Source organism: Streptomyces sp. NPDC059895 (assembly GCF_042731035.1).
Lineage (GTDB): Bacteria > Actinomycetota > Actinomycetes > Streptomycetales > Streptomycetaceae > Streptomyces.
On sequence record NZ_JBHWKO010000001.1, the window covers coordinates 256935 to 271205 of the forward strand.

Genomic DNA, 14271 nt, shown 5'->3' on the forward strand with positions numbered 1-14271 from the left:
ACGGGGGCGACGTGGCAGGGCTGGTGGAGTTCAGGACGGACGACGGTGCCGTGGTCGCGGTGGAGGCCGCCGAGGAGCCGCGGCCCGGGTCGCGGCTGGTGGCCCGGGGCGACGGCGCGGTCCGGGCGGCCCGGACCTTCGAGGGCTCCCTGGAGGGCGTGCGGGCGGCCGCGGAGTCCGCGCTGCGGGTCTTCCGGGACGGCACGCTGCGGCCCGACGGCGTGGAGATCGAGTTCGGGGTGAAGCTGGCGGCCGAGACGGGCGCGGTCATCGCCCGCGGCACGGCGGAGGGGCACCTCGTGGTGAGGCTGACCTGGTCGCCGTCGGCCGCCCCGCAGGAGCCCGCCGCCCAGGTACCCGCCCCCGCCCGGCCGGAGCCGTCCGCCGCCTCATGAAGAGCGCCGAGTGGCACGCCCGGATCGAATGCGCCGGCCAGGTCGTCGGGGCCGGCTTCCTGGTGACCCCGCGCACGGTTCTGACCTGCGCGCACGTCGTGCACGAGGGTCCGGCGGACGCGTTGACGGTGACCTTCACCGAGCGGCCCGGCTCCGCCCCCGTCCCGGCGCGGGTCGTCGCCGACGGCGGCTGGGCCGGCTCCCCCACCGACCCCGGCGACCTCGCCGTACTGGAACTGGCGGAGGAGGTCCGCATCGCGCCGGCCGCGCTCGCGCCCGTCGACGCGGCGCACGCCCGGCAGCCGCGCAAGCTCGTCGTGTACGGCTTCCCGTTCGGCTACGACGAGGGCACCCTCGCCGAGTACCGCATCACCGCACCGCAGTTGCTGAGCCGGGAGTGGCTCCAGCTGGAGGCCTGGGCGCCCGGCGGGCAGCCGCTCGCCCCCGGGTTCAGCGGTGCCGCGGTCACCCTCGTCGACACCGGCGAGGTCATCGGCATGGTCACCGCGGACTCCGGGGCGCGGGGGGTGCGCACCGGGCGGATGATGCCCACCGAGGTCATGGCCCGCCACTGGCCCGGCCTCACCGGTCTCGTCCCCACCTCCGACCACCGCACCGCCGACCGCGCCCGGCTGCGCGACCTGGTCGAGCGGGCCGTGCGCGCGGGGCTGGACTGCGACCCCGTACGGCTCTACCGGGCCGCCGCCGGCCCGTTCGACCCGGAGCCGCCCGAGGAGGGCTTCGACTCGCTGCGCTCGGCCGCCCTGTTCGTGCTGTGCGAGATCGACGGCGAGGACGCGGCCGGCACCGTCGCCCGCTTCACGGAGCACGTCGAGGCGGCGTTCCGCGCGCCCGTCGAGGCGCCCGCCGCACCCGAGTGGTCGCCCATCCTCGTCGACCTCCGGCACAGCGGCGCGGGCGACGGGCAGGTCCTCGTCGAGGTGTCCGCGTACAGCGGGGGGCGGCGGCACCCGGTCGGCTCCGACACCGTTCCGCGGGCCCGGCTGTCCACGTACGTCCAGGACCGCATCGATGCCGCCTTCCGCCATCTGACGCCGGGCTCGGACGAGTTGATCGCGTTCGCGCTGCCCCGGGACTGGATCGACCTGCCCGTCGACCGGTGGGCGAGCGCGCCCGACGACGACACCCCGCTCGGCTGCGTGTACCCGCTCGTCGTCACCGACCAGGCGCGCCGCAGGGCCGGCGCCCGCCACCAGCTGACCCGCGTCTGGAACCGGCTCGACGCGCTGCCCGGCGCACGGGTGCACCGCGTGGAGTGCGGCGGCGCCGAGGAGCCGGCCCGGCTGCGGGTGCGGCTGCGCAAGCCCGACGCCTGTCTGGCCGGGTTCGCCGCCGCCCCGGCCGCCACCCGTACCCGCGCCCACTTCGACACCTCGCTCACCGCTCCCGCCCCGGTGGTGGTGTGGTCCCGGGGCGGCTGCGACGGCGGCCCGGACGAGCCGTGCGCGGGCGGCGACGGGTGCGCGGGCAAGACGTTCCTCGACGAGCTCGACGCGGTCGTGTCCGGCGTCCCGCCCGCCGAACTGCCCCGGCGCGTCCTGGCCCTGCGGGAGGAGGCGGACGCCGAGGAGGGGCACTGGGCGCGGGACATCCAGCTGCTGTGGGACGACCCGCGCGTCTTCACCGACCCGCACGGCGGCACCCCCGACCACACCCGGTCGCCCGTGGCCTGACCCGCCCCGCCCACTCGTCGGGGCTCTCCACCGCCCGGCCGCACCCGCCCCGACGCCCGCACCCACGCCCACGCTCGCCGCCCGACACCGCCCGCCCCGCTGCCCGCTCACCGTCCGCCATCCGCCAGCCCGCCCTCCCCCGAGCCCGAGTTCGCCGCACGGAGAGATCCCCCCATGCCGCACTGGTCCGTCTACACCGGGAACAGCCAGCCGCACGACGGCATCGACCGGCTGCCCGCCCCGCCGCCCTGGCGGGCCTTCGACGGCGAGCCCGTCCTGCGCCCGCCCCGGGACGGCGACGACGAGGCGGCCGTCTCCCCCGACCGTCTGCACCGCGCCCGCACCTACGTCGCCGCCCCCGAGAGCGTCCAACTGGTCAACGCGGCACTCGTCCTGCGCCGCCCGCTGCTGGTCACCGGCCCGCCCGGCACCGGCAAGTCCTCCCTGGCGTACGCGGTCGCGCGCGAACTGCGGCTCGGTCCGGTCCTGCGCTGGAACATCACCAGCCGCTCCACCCTGGCCGACGGGCTCTACCAGTACGACCCTCTGTCCCGGTTGTACGCGGCCCGCCAGGCGGCATGGCGGGCCGGGGACGGCACCCCCGGACCCGGCACCCCCGCAATCGGTGTCCCCGGACCCGGTGTCCCCGGACCCGGTGTCCCCGGCACCGACGGTCCCGGCGCCGACGGTCCCCGTACCGGCGGTCCCGGTACCGGAGCGCCCGGGCCCGGTGTCCGCGGCGGCGGTGCGCCCGGCGGCGTCGAGGACCACCTGCGTCTCGGCCCGCTCGGCACGGCCCTGCTCCCCTACGAGCGTCCCCGCGTCCTGCTGGTCGACGAGGTCGACAAGAGCGACCTCGACCTGCCCAACGACCTGCTGAACGTCCTGGAGGAGGGCCAGTACGAGATCCCCGAACTGATGCGCGCCGCCCGCCACTCGGCCGACGGCGCCACCGCCGAGGTGCTCGCCGACGGCACGGACGCGCCGGTGACCGTGGCGCGCGGCCGGGTCCGCTGCCGCGCCTTCCCCTTCGTGGTCATGACCAGCAACGGCGAGCGCGAGTTCCCGCCCGCCTTCCTGCGCCGCTGCGTCCGCCTGAAGCTGCGCCGCCCCGACCGCGAGCAGCTCACCGAGATCGTCCGCGCCCACCTCGACACCCCGCCCGGCGCGGCGGACCACCTGATCGACCGCTTCCTCACCCGCGCCGCCGACGGCGAACTCGCCACCGACCAACTGCTGAACGCCCTGTACCTCACGGGCGTCGCCGGCCTGGACGCGGAGTCCCGCGACGCGCTCGCGGACGAGCTGATGCCGTATCTGAGCGCCACGGCGGACGGCGATGGCTTCTGAGGGGGCGTCCGGGGGCGGCGGCACGGCGGTCGGCAGGCTGGCCGCGCTCCTGACCGCCGCCGGGAAGACCCCGCCCACCCCGCTGGAGCTGGCGGAAGTGCTGTGGCTGGCCGCGCGGCTGGAGGACGGGCGTCAGCAGGACGCGGCGGACACGGCGGACGCGGCGGACACGGCACCGGAGGCGCCCGGCGCCGACGGGGCCCGGCCGCCCGGCTCCCCCGCACCGCCCACCGCCCGGACGCACCGGGGCGAGGGCCCCGCCACCTTCCCGGCCGCGGCCGATCCGCCCGCGCCCACCGACCGCGTCCCCCTGCACCTGCCCGCACCCGCACTCGCCCCACAGCCACCATCGCCGTCACCATCACCATCGCCGTCGCCGTCGTCTCCGCCGAACGGACCGGGCCACGGCGGCGGTACGCCCCTGCTGGCCCCCGCGCCGCCGATGCTGCCCCGCCCGCTCGCCCTCCAGCGCGCCCTGCGCCCGCTGAAGCGGACCGTGCCGTCGCCGCGCGCCCGGCTCCTGGACGAGCGGGCCACGGCCGACCGCATCGCACGGCTCGGCGCCCACCCGGACGTCTGGCTGCCGGTCCTGCGTCCGGCGCGCGACCGCTGGCTCCGCCTCAGCCTCGTGCACGACACCGGCCCCACCATGCCGGTCTGGCGGCCCCTCGTCCGCGAACTGCACGCCGTCCTCGCCCAGTCCGGCGTCTTCCGCACGGTCACCCTGCACGCGGCGGGGGCCGACGGCCGCGCCCCGCACGTCCCCGACCCGGCCGACGGCCGGACCGTCACACTGGTCGTCAGCGACTGCATGGGCCCGCAGTGGCGGCCCGGCCCGGCGGGCGACCGCTGGTACGCCACCCTGCGCCGCTGGGCGGCCCGGATGCCGCTGGCCGTCGTCCAGCCGCTGCCGGAACACCTGTGGCCGACCACAGCGCTGCCCGCCCTGCCGGGCGTGCTGGCGTCCCCGTCCGCCGCGGCCGCGGCCACCGCCCTCGCCTTCACCCCGTACGACGCGGACGCCCCGCGCCCGCGCCCGGCCGCCGTCCCGCTGCCCGTCCTGGAACCGGGCGCCCCCTGGATCGCCCACTGGGCGGCCCTGCTGGCCGCGCCGGGCGGCGCGCGCGTCCCGGGCTCGGCGGCCTGGCTGGACCCGCGGCCCGGCGCCCCCACGCCGGACGACACGGCCGCCGACCCCGCCGACCCCACCGGCCTCCCGGCCCGGGACCTGGTCCTGCGCTTCCGCGCCACCGCCTCCCCGGAGGCCTTCCGCCTCGCCGGTCACCTGGCACTGGCCGTGCCGTCGGTGCCGGTGATGCGTCTCGTCCAACGCGCCGTGGACCGCGATCCCCGCCCGCAGCACCTCGCCGAGGTGATCCTCAGCGGCATGCTGACCGCCGTCCCCGGCCCGCCCGGCGCGTACGCCTTCCGCCCCGGCGTCCGCGACCTGCTGCTGCGGACCCTCCCCCGGACGGCGCGCGGGCGCACCCGGGAACTCCTGGAGCGGGTCGGCGGGCTGATCGACGACCGGGCGGGCCTGGCGGCGGGCGAGTTCCGCGCAACCACGGGCGACGGCAGCGGCGACGGCCATGGCGATCGCGGCGGTGACGGCGACGGCCCGGGCAGCGGGCCGGTGTTCGCGATGATCAGTAGGGAGAGCGTCCGACGGCTGTCCGGCGTGCAGGATCCGGGAGGGATCCTGCTCGGCGGACGGTACCGCCTGGTCAGGCGGTCGGACCCGGCCTACGGCGACTGGCTGGCGCATGACGCGCGGGGAGACGGCGCGACGGTCCTCGTGCGCATGTACCCCCGCCCGCCCCAGTGGCTCCGCCACTCCTTCACCCGCATCGCGCACGATCTCAGCCTGATCGACCACCCCGGCATCGCTGCGATCAAGGACTACGGAGTCGAGGGGGACGTTCCCTACCTCGTACGTGAGTTCGTCGACGGCCGGAGCCTGCTCCACCGCCTCCGAGATGCCCCGCACGGCCTTTCCCCGGCCGAACTCACCTTTCTCGTCCCCCGGCTCACCGCGGCCCTGGCGGCCCTGCACGAACAGGGCAGGCCGGCCGGCGGCCTGAACGCGTCACAAGTGATCGTTTCTCCTCGAGGACCGGTCCTGACCTGTCTCGACGCTGTTCGAACCGGGACCGGAAGTCGCGCGGAGGACCTCCAGGACTTGGCGCTCCTCGTCCGCACCATGCAGCGGGGGACCGGCGGCTCGGGCACCGAGCAGCTCGTGCTCCCCGTCCCGGGACTGGCTGCGCCGGAGGAACTCACCGAGGAACTCGACGCCGCTGTCACCGACCTGACGTCCGGCGACGGAGACGCCCGACTGCGGGGTGTCGAGCGGCTCCTGCATCTGACCCCGCCGAAGCGACCCGGACGGCTCTTCCAGGAGAGCCCGCAGCGCGACGAACCGCGCAGTCGGCAGACCGGCACCCACCGGACGGACCAAGGCGTCCCCCACCCCACCCTCCACTTCCGGACCGGGACCGACCTCGGCACCCGTCCCGAAGCCCGGATCAGCCTCGAATACGCGGTGCACCAGGTCCTCGACCGAGGCGACCTCACCCCCCAGCAGTACGAGGTACGGGTACGCCCCGACGGCTACCGGGTCCGCATCGCCCCCGGCGCCTACCTCCTGCCCGTCCTCGCCGCCGCCCTGCGCTGGCTGCCCGGACGTCTCTCCGAGCTGGCCGAACCGCCGCGTCTGCGCGTGACGTTCCAGGACGGCGACCCCGAGGCGGCCTGCCCCGCCGCACCCCCCGAGGGGGCCGCACCTGTCCTGGTCGTCGTACCCCCCGCCCTCTACGAGGCGTTCGCCGACAGTTCCGCCGCCTCCGGGCCCCACCGGTTCCGCCCGCTGTACGACGACACGCCGGACGGGTCGCCGGTCGCCTGGTACTGCCCGCTGGCCGGCACCCGCGTCGAGGACGAGGAGCGGGACCTGGTGCGGGGGCCCTTCATCACCCGGGACCTGAGGCAGCTGGGCATACCGGCACCAGGCCGCACCGCCGTCGTGCACACACAGGCCGACGGCCCGCTCACCCTGCTCGACCCGGCCCAGCCGCACGGCAGACGCCCGCCCCGGCTCACGACGTACTACGAGGTGGACCTCACCGCTCACCACGCCGTCCACCAGCTGTCCCTGCCGAGTTCCGGCAAGGGCGACTTCACGGCGCACGTCGAGCTGACCTGGCGGGTGGCAGACCCCGTGGCCTTCGTCCGCTCCGACACCTCCCGCGTGTCCGACCGGCTCCTCACCCACCTGCGGGAGACCGCGCCCCGTATCACCCGCCGCCACCCCCTGCGCCGTGCGGCCGGTGCGCAGCGCGCGGTCACCACGCAGCTGGGCAAGTGGCCGGTGCCGGGGCTCACGGTGACCTGTGAGGTACGGCTGGCACCGGAGCGGGGTGCGACCACGGCCGACGATGACCGTGGGGCGCGGCCGCCGACGCCGGCCGGTCTGCTCGGCAGGGCCGAGACCGTCCTGCTCGGCTTCGACGGCGCCCTCACCCGCCTGTTCACGGCGGCCACCGCGCGCGAGGCGGCTCTGGGACTGCTGGCGCTCGCCGCCGAACACCGGGATCCGCAGGACACGCCGACCGGTCGGCCATCGGCCATCGCGGCGGCCCGGGAGTCGGTGGTGCATCCGCTGGACGTGCTGCGCCTCTTCGCCCGCGACCCCCTCGGGCCATTCCTGCGGGGACGGCTGGACGCGCTGGAGCTGCGGGCCGTGCCGGACGCCCCGACCACGCACAACGCCGTAGCCCTGGTGCGCGCGTTGCACGCTGCGAGGCGGCGGGTGGCCGTGGTGACGGACGTGTGCGAGCAGGCCGTCCACCAATATCTGAAGCCGTACAGGCTGCCGTGGGCCGGGATCCACGGCCGGGGCGAGGACCTGACCCTGCTCACCCCGCACCCTGACTGTCTGCTGCGTGCCCTTGGAGATCCGGGTACCTCGGCCGCCACAGGGGTGTTGATCGGCTCCACGATGGCGGAGTTGACCGCCGCCCAGCAGATCGGCCTGCGGTTCATCGGCCTCGCCCGCAATCCGACCGTCGAGCAGGAGCTGCGGGAGGCGGGGTGCGAGGTGACCGTACGGTCACTGGCGCCGGTGCTGGAGGCAGTTCGAACCCTCTGACGCCTCACCTCCGGTCTGCCTCTCTAGCACCTCCCGGATGCTTTGCCGGTCATCCACAGGGGGCGTACGGGAAAAAACTCCCGTTCGGCGGCGCCCCGCCCGGCCCCCTCCAGCGGGCGCCCGCCCTCCCGGCCCCGCACGATGCGTAGGAGGCCACCGCCCGGCGGCCCACTCACCACGGCCCGCCGGCCCGGCGGGCGCCACGGCCTGCGCTCTCGGGAGGACCTGCCATGACCGCCAGTCTGGAGCAGTTGCGCCGCTGCCACTTCGCCGTCGATCTGGGGGCGGCGCGGACGCGGGTGTACGTGAAGGGGGCCGGGCTCGTCGTCGACCAGCCGTCCGCCGCCGCCGTGAACACCCGGACCGGCGCGCTGATCGCGGTGGGCGAGCTCGCCGAGCGGATGACGGGCCGCACCCCGCACTACATCCGCGTCGTCCGCCCGGTCTCCGGCGGCACGGTCGTCGACATCGAGATGGCGCAGCGCATGCTGCGGCACCTGCTCGGCGACAAGATCCGCCGCCAGCTGCGCCGCAAGCCGTTCCTGCGCGCCGCCGCCTGCACCCCGCACGACGCCGATCCGCTGGCACAGCGCGCGGCCATCGAGACGCTGGTCGGGCTGGGCGCCCGGCGGGTGGAGCTGGTCGACACGCTCATCGCGGCGGCCGTCGGCTGCGGGCTGCCCGTCGAACGGCCCGAGGCCACCATGATCATGGTGTGCGGGGCGGCCGCCACCCAGGTCGCCGTTCTCTCCCTCGGGTCGATCGTGACCGCCGAGCGCGTGCCCGTCGGCGGTGAGGCGGTCGACCACGCGATCGTCCAGCACCTGCGCCACGAGCACGAGCTGATGCTGCCGAGCCAGTCCGTACGGCCGCTCCAGCTCGCCCTGTCCGGCAACGGCCTCACCCCGCACGGCCCCGCCTCCACGGAGATCCACGGCCGGGACGTCGCCACCGGTCTCGCCCGTTCCGTCCAGGTCGACACCGCGGCCGTCCGGGACGCGATCGAGACGCCGCTGACCGCGGTGCTCGACGGCATCGGGCGGGTCCTGCGGGAGTGCCCGCCCGATCTGGTGGCCGATCTCGCCGACCGCGGGATCATGATGGTCGGCGGGTCCGCGCTGCTGCCCGGGTTCGACCAGATGCTGCGGCAGGCCACCGGCATGCCGGTGCACATCGCCGAGCGGCCCGACATCTGCGCCGCGCAGGGCCTGGGCGCGATGCTGGAGGGCCGGATCAAGCCGCTGGCCCTGAACCCGAGCACCGCCTGAGGAACCGCCGGACCGTCACGACCGGTCGTGCGTGCCGGTGGACCACAGGGCGTTGCCCTGGTGGAGGATCGTCACGTTGCCGTCGTTCTGGAGGCAGAGGATCGCGCCGTCGTGGCCGGCGGTGCCGCTGTTCCAGAGGGGGCGGCCGGTGCGGTCGTAGACGACGAGGTTTCCGTCGCCCTGCATGACGACCCGGTTGCCGGCGCCGCTCGTCCCGGTGGACCAGCGGGCGGTGCGGTGCTCGTCGTAGAGGACGAAGTCGCCGTTGGTCCGCATCGTCATGGTGAGGCGGTTGGTCGTCCAGGACTCGCCCGGTGCGAGCTGCCGGTTCGGCTGCACGACCGTCGTGGACCAGCCGGAGGCGGGGGTGGCGACAGGCGTGGGGGTGGTGGCGCGGACCGTGGGCTCGGGGCTCGCCGTGGGCTCCGGCGTCCCGCCGGCCGGGGTGGACTCCGGTGCGGGACCGCTGGTGGGGCGGACCGAGTCGGCCGCGTGCCCGGCCGGCGCCAGTGCCTCCCCGGGCCGTGGGGCGGCCGCTGTCCGGCCGTCGCCGCTCGGCACCGGCGTGCTCGTCCGCGCCGGCTCCGCCCGGCCGGGGACGCCGGGCAGCCCCGGCGACGCGCCCGGCGTCGCGGTCCCCGCGCGCAGATCGGACCTGACGGCCTCCGTGTCCTCCGAGGGGCGGTCGGGCTCCCCCGCCAGGAGGAGGAACGGCGTCCCGAGCAGCACCGTGCCCAGCAGCGCCAGACCGGCGGTCTGGAGGGCGAGCTGACGGCCGGGGCGCGGGGGTTTCACGGCGGCGGGATCGGGGTCGGGGGCGGGATCAGGGACAGGGGCGGGATCGGGGTCGGGCTCAGGGGCGGGGGCGGGGGCGGGTTCGTGCGGGGGCACTGGTTCTGGGGCGTGTGCGGGCTGCGGTGTGGGGTCGGCGGTGGGGGCGGCTGTGGGGGCGGGGGCCTCGCGTCTGAGGTGGAGGTTGCCTAGCAGCCTGTTGGCGGGGGGTGCGGCGGTGGCCGTGGCGGCGGGACCCGGTCGCGGCTGCGACTGCGACTGCGACTGCGGTACCGGCTCCGGAGCCGGTGTGGTGGTCGCGGCGGAGGCCTTCCGCCGGAAACGGAGGCCGGCCAGCAGTCCGGCGGGGAGGGCGGCGGCGGTGCCGGGGGGCGGGGCCTCCGTCCGGGTGACGGTCTCCGGCGACGGGGCGGTCACCGCTTGCGTGCTGGTCACCGCTTGCGTGCTGGTCACCGCTTGCGTGCTGGTCACCGCTTGCGTGCTGGTCTCCGCCTGGGGTGCCTGCTCCCGCTCCGGTTCCGGTCGCCCGGGTTCCGGGCGCAGTGCCAGGCCCTGTTCCGGTGCCGGCCGCGGCTCGTCTCCCGCTGCCCGCCGGGATGCGGCGGTCGGGCTGCCCGACGGCGCCCAGGGAAGCGGCTGGTGCCATACGGCCGGCTGTTCGGGCGAGCCGTCGCGCGCCCTGTCCGGTCCTGCCATGTCTGTCTCCCGTACCTCTCGTTCGTTCATGCCGTGTGTCCAGCCGGGTGTGCCGTGTGCGGAGCCGTGAGCGCCTGCCGCAGTCCCGCCAGTGCGGCCCGGTCCAGCCGGGCGGTCGGTCCCTCGCCCTCGGTGATCTCCTCCGAGGCGGGCACCTCCCGCAGCAGCACCGTCGTCGGCGGCCCGTCGGTCGCCCGGAGCACCCGGAAGGCGGTGCCGGGCAGGAAGACCACCCGGTCGGGCACGCCGGGGTCCAGCGCCTGTGTGGGGCGGGCGGTGACCGACCAGACGAGGAACTCGACCTCGGCCTCGGCCTCGGCCTCGCTTCCGCCGCCGTTCGCGGGTCCGGGTCCGGGTCCGGGTCCGGGTCCCGGCTGCCGCAGGCTGGTCGACGCGGGCCAGAAGCCCCACTCGGTGACGAGCCGGTGCGGCCGGCTCCAGTCGGCCATCACCGTGCGGGGAACGGCGGCACGGACCAGGGCCGGGCCCCGGTGGCAGGGCAGCCGGCGCAGCTCCGCGGCGACGCGCCGGGCCAGGGGGTGGTCCGGCGGCGGGCCACCGGGCCCGTTTCCGGCGAGGCAGCGGCGTACGGCCGCCAGGTCGGTGAGGCCGGTCGGGTCGGTGAGGCCGGTCGGGTCGGTGAGGCCGGTCGGGTCGGCCGGTCGGGGCCGTTCGGGCGAGCCGGCCCGGGGCGCCGGGGCGGTCGGGACGGGCGGCGTGGCCCGCGGTGTGCCGGGCGCGTCGTACGACGGCAGGACGCGGCAGTCCTGCCCGGCGGCCGTCCCGAGCCGGTCCCGTACCTCCCGCGCGAGCCGCCGCATCCGGTCGGCGGTCGCGGCGGACCCGGCGTCGTACCAGATCACCGCTTGGGCGGGGGCCAGGGGAGCGCGGCGGACCCGGTCCCCGTCGGACGGCGCGTGCGGCGGGCGCAGCCACAGCCCGCTGCGGACCACTTCCAGCACCGCGCCGGGCGCGTACCGGTACGTCTGCCGGTAGACCTCCTCCGTGATCTCCGTCAGGCCCGGCAGCGGCCGCCGGTGGGCCACGATCCGGGGTGGCGCGGCGGGGCCGCCGCCGGACGGGCGCGGGGTGTGCTCGACCTCCCGGGCGAACGGCCGCCACCCGCGCGTCCCGTCCGCCAGAACGGTGTGCGTCCGCGCGTCGCCCCCGGTCCGGGCGGGCTCCGGGATCCCGGCGCACAGGGTCACCGGCCCGCCGAGCAGATCCGCCAGTCCCTGTCCGAGGTCACCGCCGGGCACGGTGACCGGGCCGTACGCCACGAACCGGGCCGTGCGGCGCAGGGCCGGTGGCAGGGCCGCCCACCATCCGGTCACGGCCTCCGCGGGCAGTGCCGGCCCGCCGGGGCTGCCGAGCACGACGGTCAGCCGGTCCGTGCGGGCGGCCAGCTCCGCGGTGAGCCGCCACCGGTGCTCGCGGGGGTCGTCGTCGCCCGGGGGCCGCAGCCAGACCCCGGCGTGCAGCGGCTCCGCGAGGGCACCGTCGGCCGGCCGCCAGGTGGTGTCCCGCAGTCCTGGCTCCCACGCCGGTTCCGGGAACCGGCGGGAGACCCGGCGCGGCACCGCGCCCGGCCGGAAGCTGAGCCAGCCCGAGCCGTGCCCCTCGGGCACCCACAACCAGCCGTCGGCGGCGGGGCGCACCGGGCCGTCGGGGGCCAGCACCTCGCGGCGCAGCAGATCGGCCAGCCGCTGCGGGGCGGCCAGTCCGTCGGCGCCCTCCTGCCGCCCGGGGACGACGCGGAAGCTCCGGCCCCGCCGGCGCAGCAGTCGCGCCGCCGCCTTCCACTGCTCGGCCGGAGCCCGCGCCGGCAGGTCGACGACCACCCGGGTGTGCCGGGGGTCGGCGGCCAGGCCCGCGGCGAACGCGACGGCCCGGTCGTCCCGGCGGCCCGTAGGCCGGATCAGCAGCGCGCCGCCGCTGTCGGCGCACTCCAGCCTGGGCTCCCCGGCGGTGTCCCCAGCGGTCGGGCCGTCGGCGGTCTCGTCGGTGCGCGGCGGGTTCCCGCGCGGCACGGTACGCATCAGTGGGTGGCTCTCTGTGGGTCCGGCGCGGCGGACGGTACGACGGGCGGTACGGCGGGCGGTACGACGGGCGGTACGACGGGCGGTACGGCGGGCGGTACGGCGGGCGGCGGGGCCGGCGCGGGGCACCGTAGGGCACCGGGTGGTGCGTTCGAGGGGGCCGGGGCCGGAGGGGGCACGGAAGGGTGCGGAGGCTTCCCGTTCGTACCCGACCGGGCGCCTTCCCGGTGACGGGCGGTGCCGGGCATGATCAGATCAGTCCGGCGCGGATGGCGTACGACACCGCGTGGACCCGGTTGCGCAGTCCCAGTCGGCCCATGACGGAGGAGACGATCTTCTTGATGGTGCGCTCGGAGTAGCTCATCCGCACGGCGATCTCGGACAGGTCCATTCCTTCCGAGACCAGGCGGAGCACGTCGATCTCCCGGGAGGTCAGCCCGGAAGGGGTCAGCCCGCGGGGGCGCAGGACCTCGCGCTGGACGTGCTCGATCTGGTCCAGCAGCCGTCCCTGGACCGTCGGGGGCAGCCACGCCTGCCCGTTCGCGACGGAGACCACCGCCCGGACCAGCGCGGCGGGGTTCGCCTCCGCGCGCCACAGCACGGCCCGTACGCCGCACTCGACGGCGGCGGACGGATCGACGTACCAGCCGCCGCCCACCACCAGGACGAACCGGGCCCGCTCCGGCGCGGGCAGGCCGCGCAGGATGTCGAGCGTGGCGGCGTCCGCGGTCTCGACCGCCACCACCACGGCGTCGGCCTCCTCCATCGCCGCCGGCACGACGTGCGGCCTGCGCTCCAGGCAGGACGCCAGACCGACCTGGGTGATCGGGTCGGCGGCGTGCACGGCTACACGGGGCTTGCTCATGTCATCGTCCTCGGTCTGGCCGGCTCCTGCCGCACGCTCGTGTGGAGGCGTGCGGAGGAGGAACGGAACACGGTGGTCGGCCGGCCGGTCGGGCCGACCACCGTGGTTCGATGAGGCGACTGGGGAAAAAGTTCGGAGCAGAGCGGATCCGGTCCGAAACCGGTTCGCATCCTGTTCCGGGCACCGCCCCGTCCAGCGTCGTTGACCAGGTGAAATGGCCGGTCGGCGCCGTCACCTCGTTTCCCTGGCTTGTCGTCAGGCGTACGCACGGGAAACGAGCGACCGCGAAGCACGCCGCAAGCCGTCGCCTGCGCCGGCGTCTGGGCGGTTCAGAGACGGCTGGTGGGAGACCGATAGGTTCGACGGGACGAGGCCGAGGGCCCGCCGTGCGGCGGAAGGGCTATGACTTGTTGACGTCGGCGGGCAGCCGTCCGGTCAGAGCGGTTCGCCGAGGGTGGCCCGAAGCCAGTCCAGCCCTCCGATTGCCAGTACCGCGTCGGCCAGCGCGTGCCCGGACTTGGTGACGAGGCGGGCACGGCTGTTGTCGATCCAGCGCTGTGCGTATGCGTAGCCCTGGTCGCGGTACTCGATGCCCTGGATCATGCACTCCAGCTTGTCGGCGTCGCGGGCGCAGATCGCCTCGGCGCTCTCCTTCGCCTCGTACTCGGCGACGACCGCCTCGATGGCCTCTGCCAGGACCTCGGGCATGCCGGCGACCTGGTCGGCGGTGATGGCGCGGGGGTCGGCCTCGCCTTGCGTGTACTTCTTCCCGAGGTGGTTGACGTCCCCGGTGCGGGTCTCCTGCGAGTCGTGCCAGACGGCCAGGAGGGCGGCCTGAGCCGGGTCCGCGCCCTCCAGCTTGGCGATGACGGAAGCGAGCAGGGCCGTGCGCCAGGCGTGGTCCGCGACGGACTCGGGGTCCTTGACGCCTGCCATCCACCAGCCGCTGCGCTTGGTGTTCTTCAGTGTTCCCGCCTCGAACAGAAACCGGGCCACCGAAGTCAGGTCCTCGCCATCCATCAGGC

9 protein-coding genes are annotated in these 14271 nt (G+C 76.2%); 5 read left to right on the forward strand and 4 right to left on the reverse strand.

Annotated elements, in window-relative coordinates; all coding sequences use genetic code 11:
• Positions 1–11: 11 nt before the first annotated feature.
• From ACFV9M_RS01165 to ACFV9M_RS01185, 5 genes are all read left to right on the forward strand, one after another.
• Positions 12–395 carry a CU044_2847 family protein gene (locus tag ACFV9M_RS01165; protein WP_385073515.1) on the forward strand — a complete coding sequence of 128 codons (384 nt, stop codon included), beginning with the start codon at positions 12–14 and terminating at the stop codon, positions 393–395.
• The gene (locus ACFV9M_RS01170; protein ID WP_385073512.1) at positions 392–2089 is read left to right on the forward strand and encodes a trypsin-like peptidase domain-containing protein; all 1698 of its coding nucleotides are present in this window, start codon (positions 392–394) and stop codon (positions 2087–2089) included. The genes ACFV9M_RS01165 and ACFV9M_RS01170 overlap by 4 nt, the downstream gene beginning before the upstream one ends.
• 174 nt (positions 2090–2263) lie before the next feature.
• The gene (locus ACFV9M_RS01175; protein WP_385073510.1) at positions 2264–3439 is read left to right on the forward strand and encodes an AAA family ATPase; all 1176 of its coding nucleotides are present in this window, start codon (positions 2264–2266) and stop codon (positions 3437–3439) included.
• On the forward strand, positions 3429–7586 hold the full coding sequence (locus ACFV9M_RS01180) for an SAV_2336 N-terminal domain-related protein (RefSeq protein ID WP_385073507.1): 4158 nt from the start codon (positions 3429–3431) through the stop codon (positions 7584–7586). The genes ACFV9M_RS01175 and ACFV9M_RS01180 overlap by 11 nt, the downstream gene beginning before the upstream one ends.
• A 230-nt stretch (positions 7587–7816) precedes the next feature.
• Complete coding sequence (locus tag ACFV9M_RS01185; RefSeq protein WP_385073505.1) at positions 7817–8854, forward strand: rod shape-determining protein; 1038 nt, start codon at positions 7817–7819, stop codon at positions 8852–8854.
• A 15-nt stretch (positions 8855–8869) separates the two neighbouring features.
• Here the strand turns inward: ACFV9M_RS01185 and ACFV9M_RS01190 are convergent, their stop codons facing one another.
• From ACFV9M_RS01190 to ACFV9M_RS01205, 4 genes are all read right to left on the reverse strand, one after another.
• A complete protein-coding gene (locus tag ACFV9M_RS01190; protein WP_385073502.1) occupies positions 8870–10081 on the reverse strand; it encodes a hypothetical protein in 1212 nt (403 codons plus the stop codon).
• 287 nt (positions 10082–10368) lie between these two features.
• Positions 10369–12381 (reverse strand): hypothetical protein, encoded by a 2013-nt coding sequence (locus tag ACFV9M_RS01195; RefSeq protein ID WP_385073500.1) that lies wholly within the window; start codon positions 12379–12381, stop codon positions 10369–10371.
• Positions 12382–12631: 250 nt separating this feature from the next.
• The gene (locus ACFV9M_RS01200; RefSeq protein ID WP_385073498.1) at positions 12632–13246 is read right to left on the reverse strand and encodes a response regulator transcription factor; all 615 of its coding nucleotides are present in this window, start codon (positions 13244–13246) and stop codon (positions 12632–12634) included.
• A gap of 435 nt (positions 13247–13681) precedes the next feature.
• Entirely contained in the window at positions 13682–14266 is a 585-nt protein-coding gene (locus ACFV9M_RS01205; protein WP_385073496.1) for an HD family hydrolase, read from the reverse strand.
• Between the last annotated feature and the right edge of the window lie 5 nt (positions 14267–14271).

Bases quoted from the DNA above. Each gene is read 5' to 3' on its own strand.
- ACFV9M_RS01170 (WP_385073512.1), top strand. From the start codon at position 392: ATGAAGAGCGCCGAGTGGCACGCCCGGATCGAATGCGCCGGCCAGGTC.
- ACFV9M_RS01175 (WP_385073510.1), top strand. From the start codon at position 2,264: ATGCCGCACTGGTCCGTCTACACCGGGAACAGCCAGCCGCACGACGGC.
- ACFV9M_RS01180 (WP_385073507.1), top strand. From the start codon at position 3,429: ATGGCTTCTGAGGGGGCGTCCGGGGGCGGCGGCACGGCGGTCGGCAGG.
- ACFV9M_RS01185 (WP_385073505.1), top strand. From the start codon at position 7,817: ATGACCGCCAGTCTGGAGCAGTTGCGCCGCTGCCACTTCGCCGTCGAT.
- ACFV9M_RS01195 (WP_385073500.1), bottom strand. From the start codon at position 12,381: ATGCGTACCGTGCCGCGCGGGAACCCGCCGCGCACCGACGAGACCGCC.
- ACFV9M_RS01200 (WP_385073498.1), bottom strand. From the start codon at position 13,246: ATGAGCAAGCCCCGTGTAGCCGTGCACGCCGCCGACCCGATCACCCAG.
- ACFV9M_RS01205 (WP_385073496.1), bottom strand. From the start codon at position 14,266: ATGGATGGCGAGGACCTGACTTCGGTGGCCCGGTTTCTGTTCGAGGCG.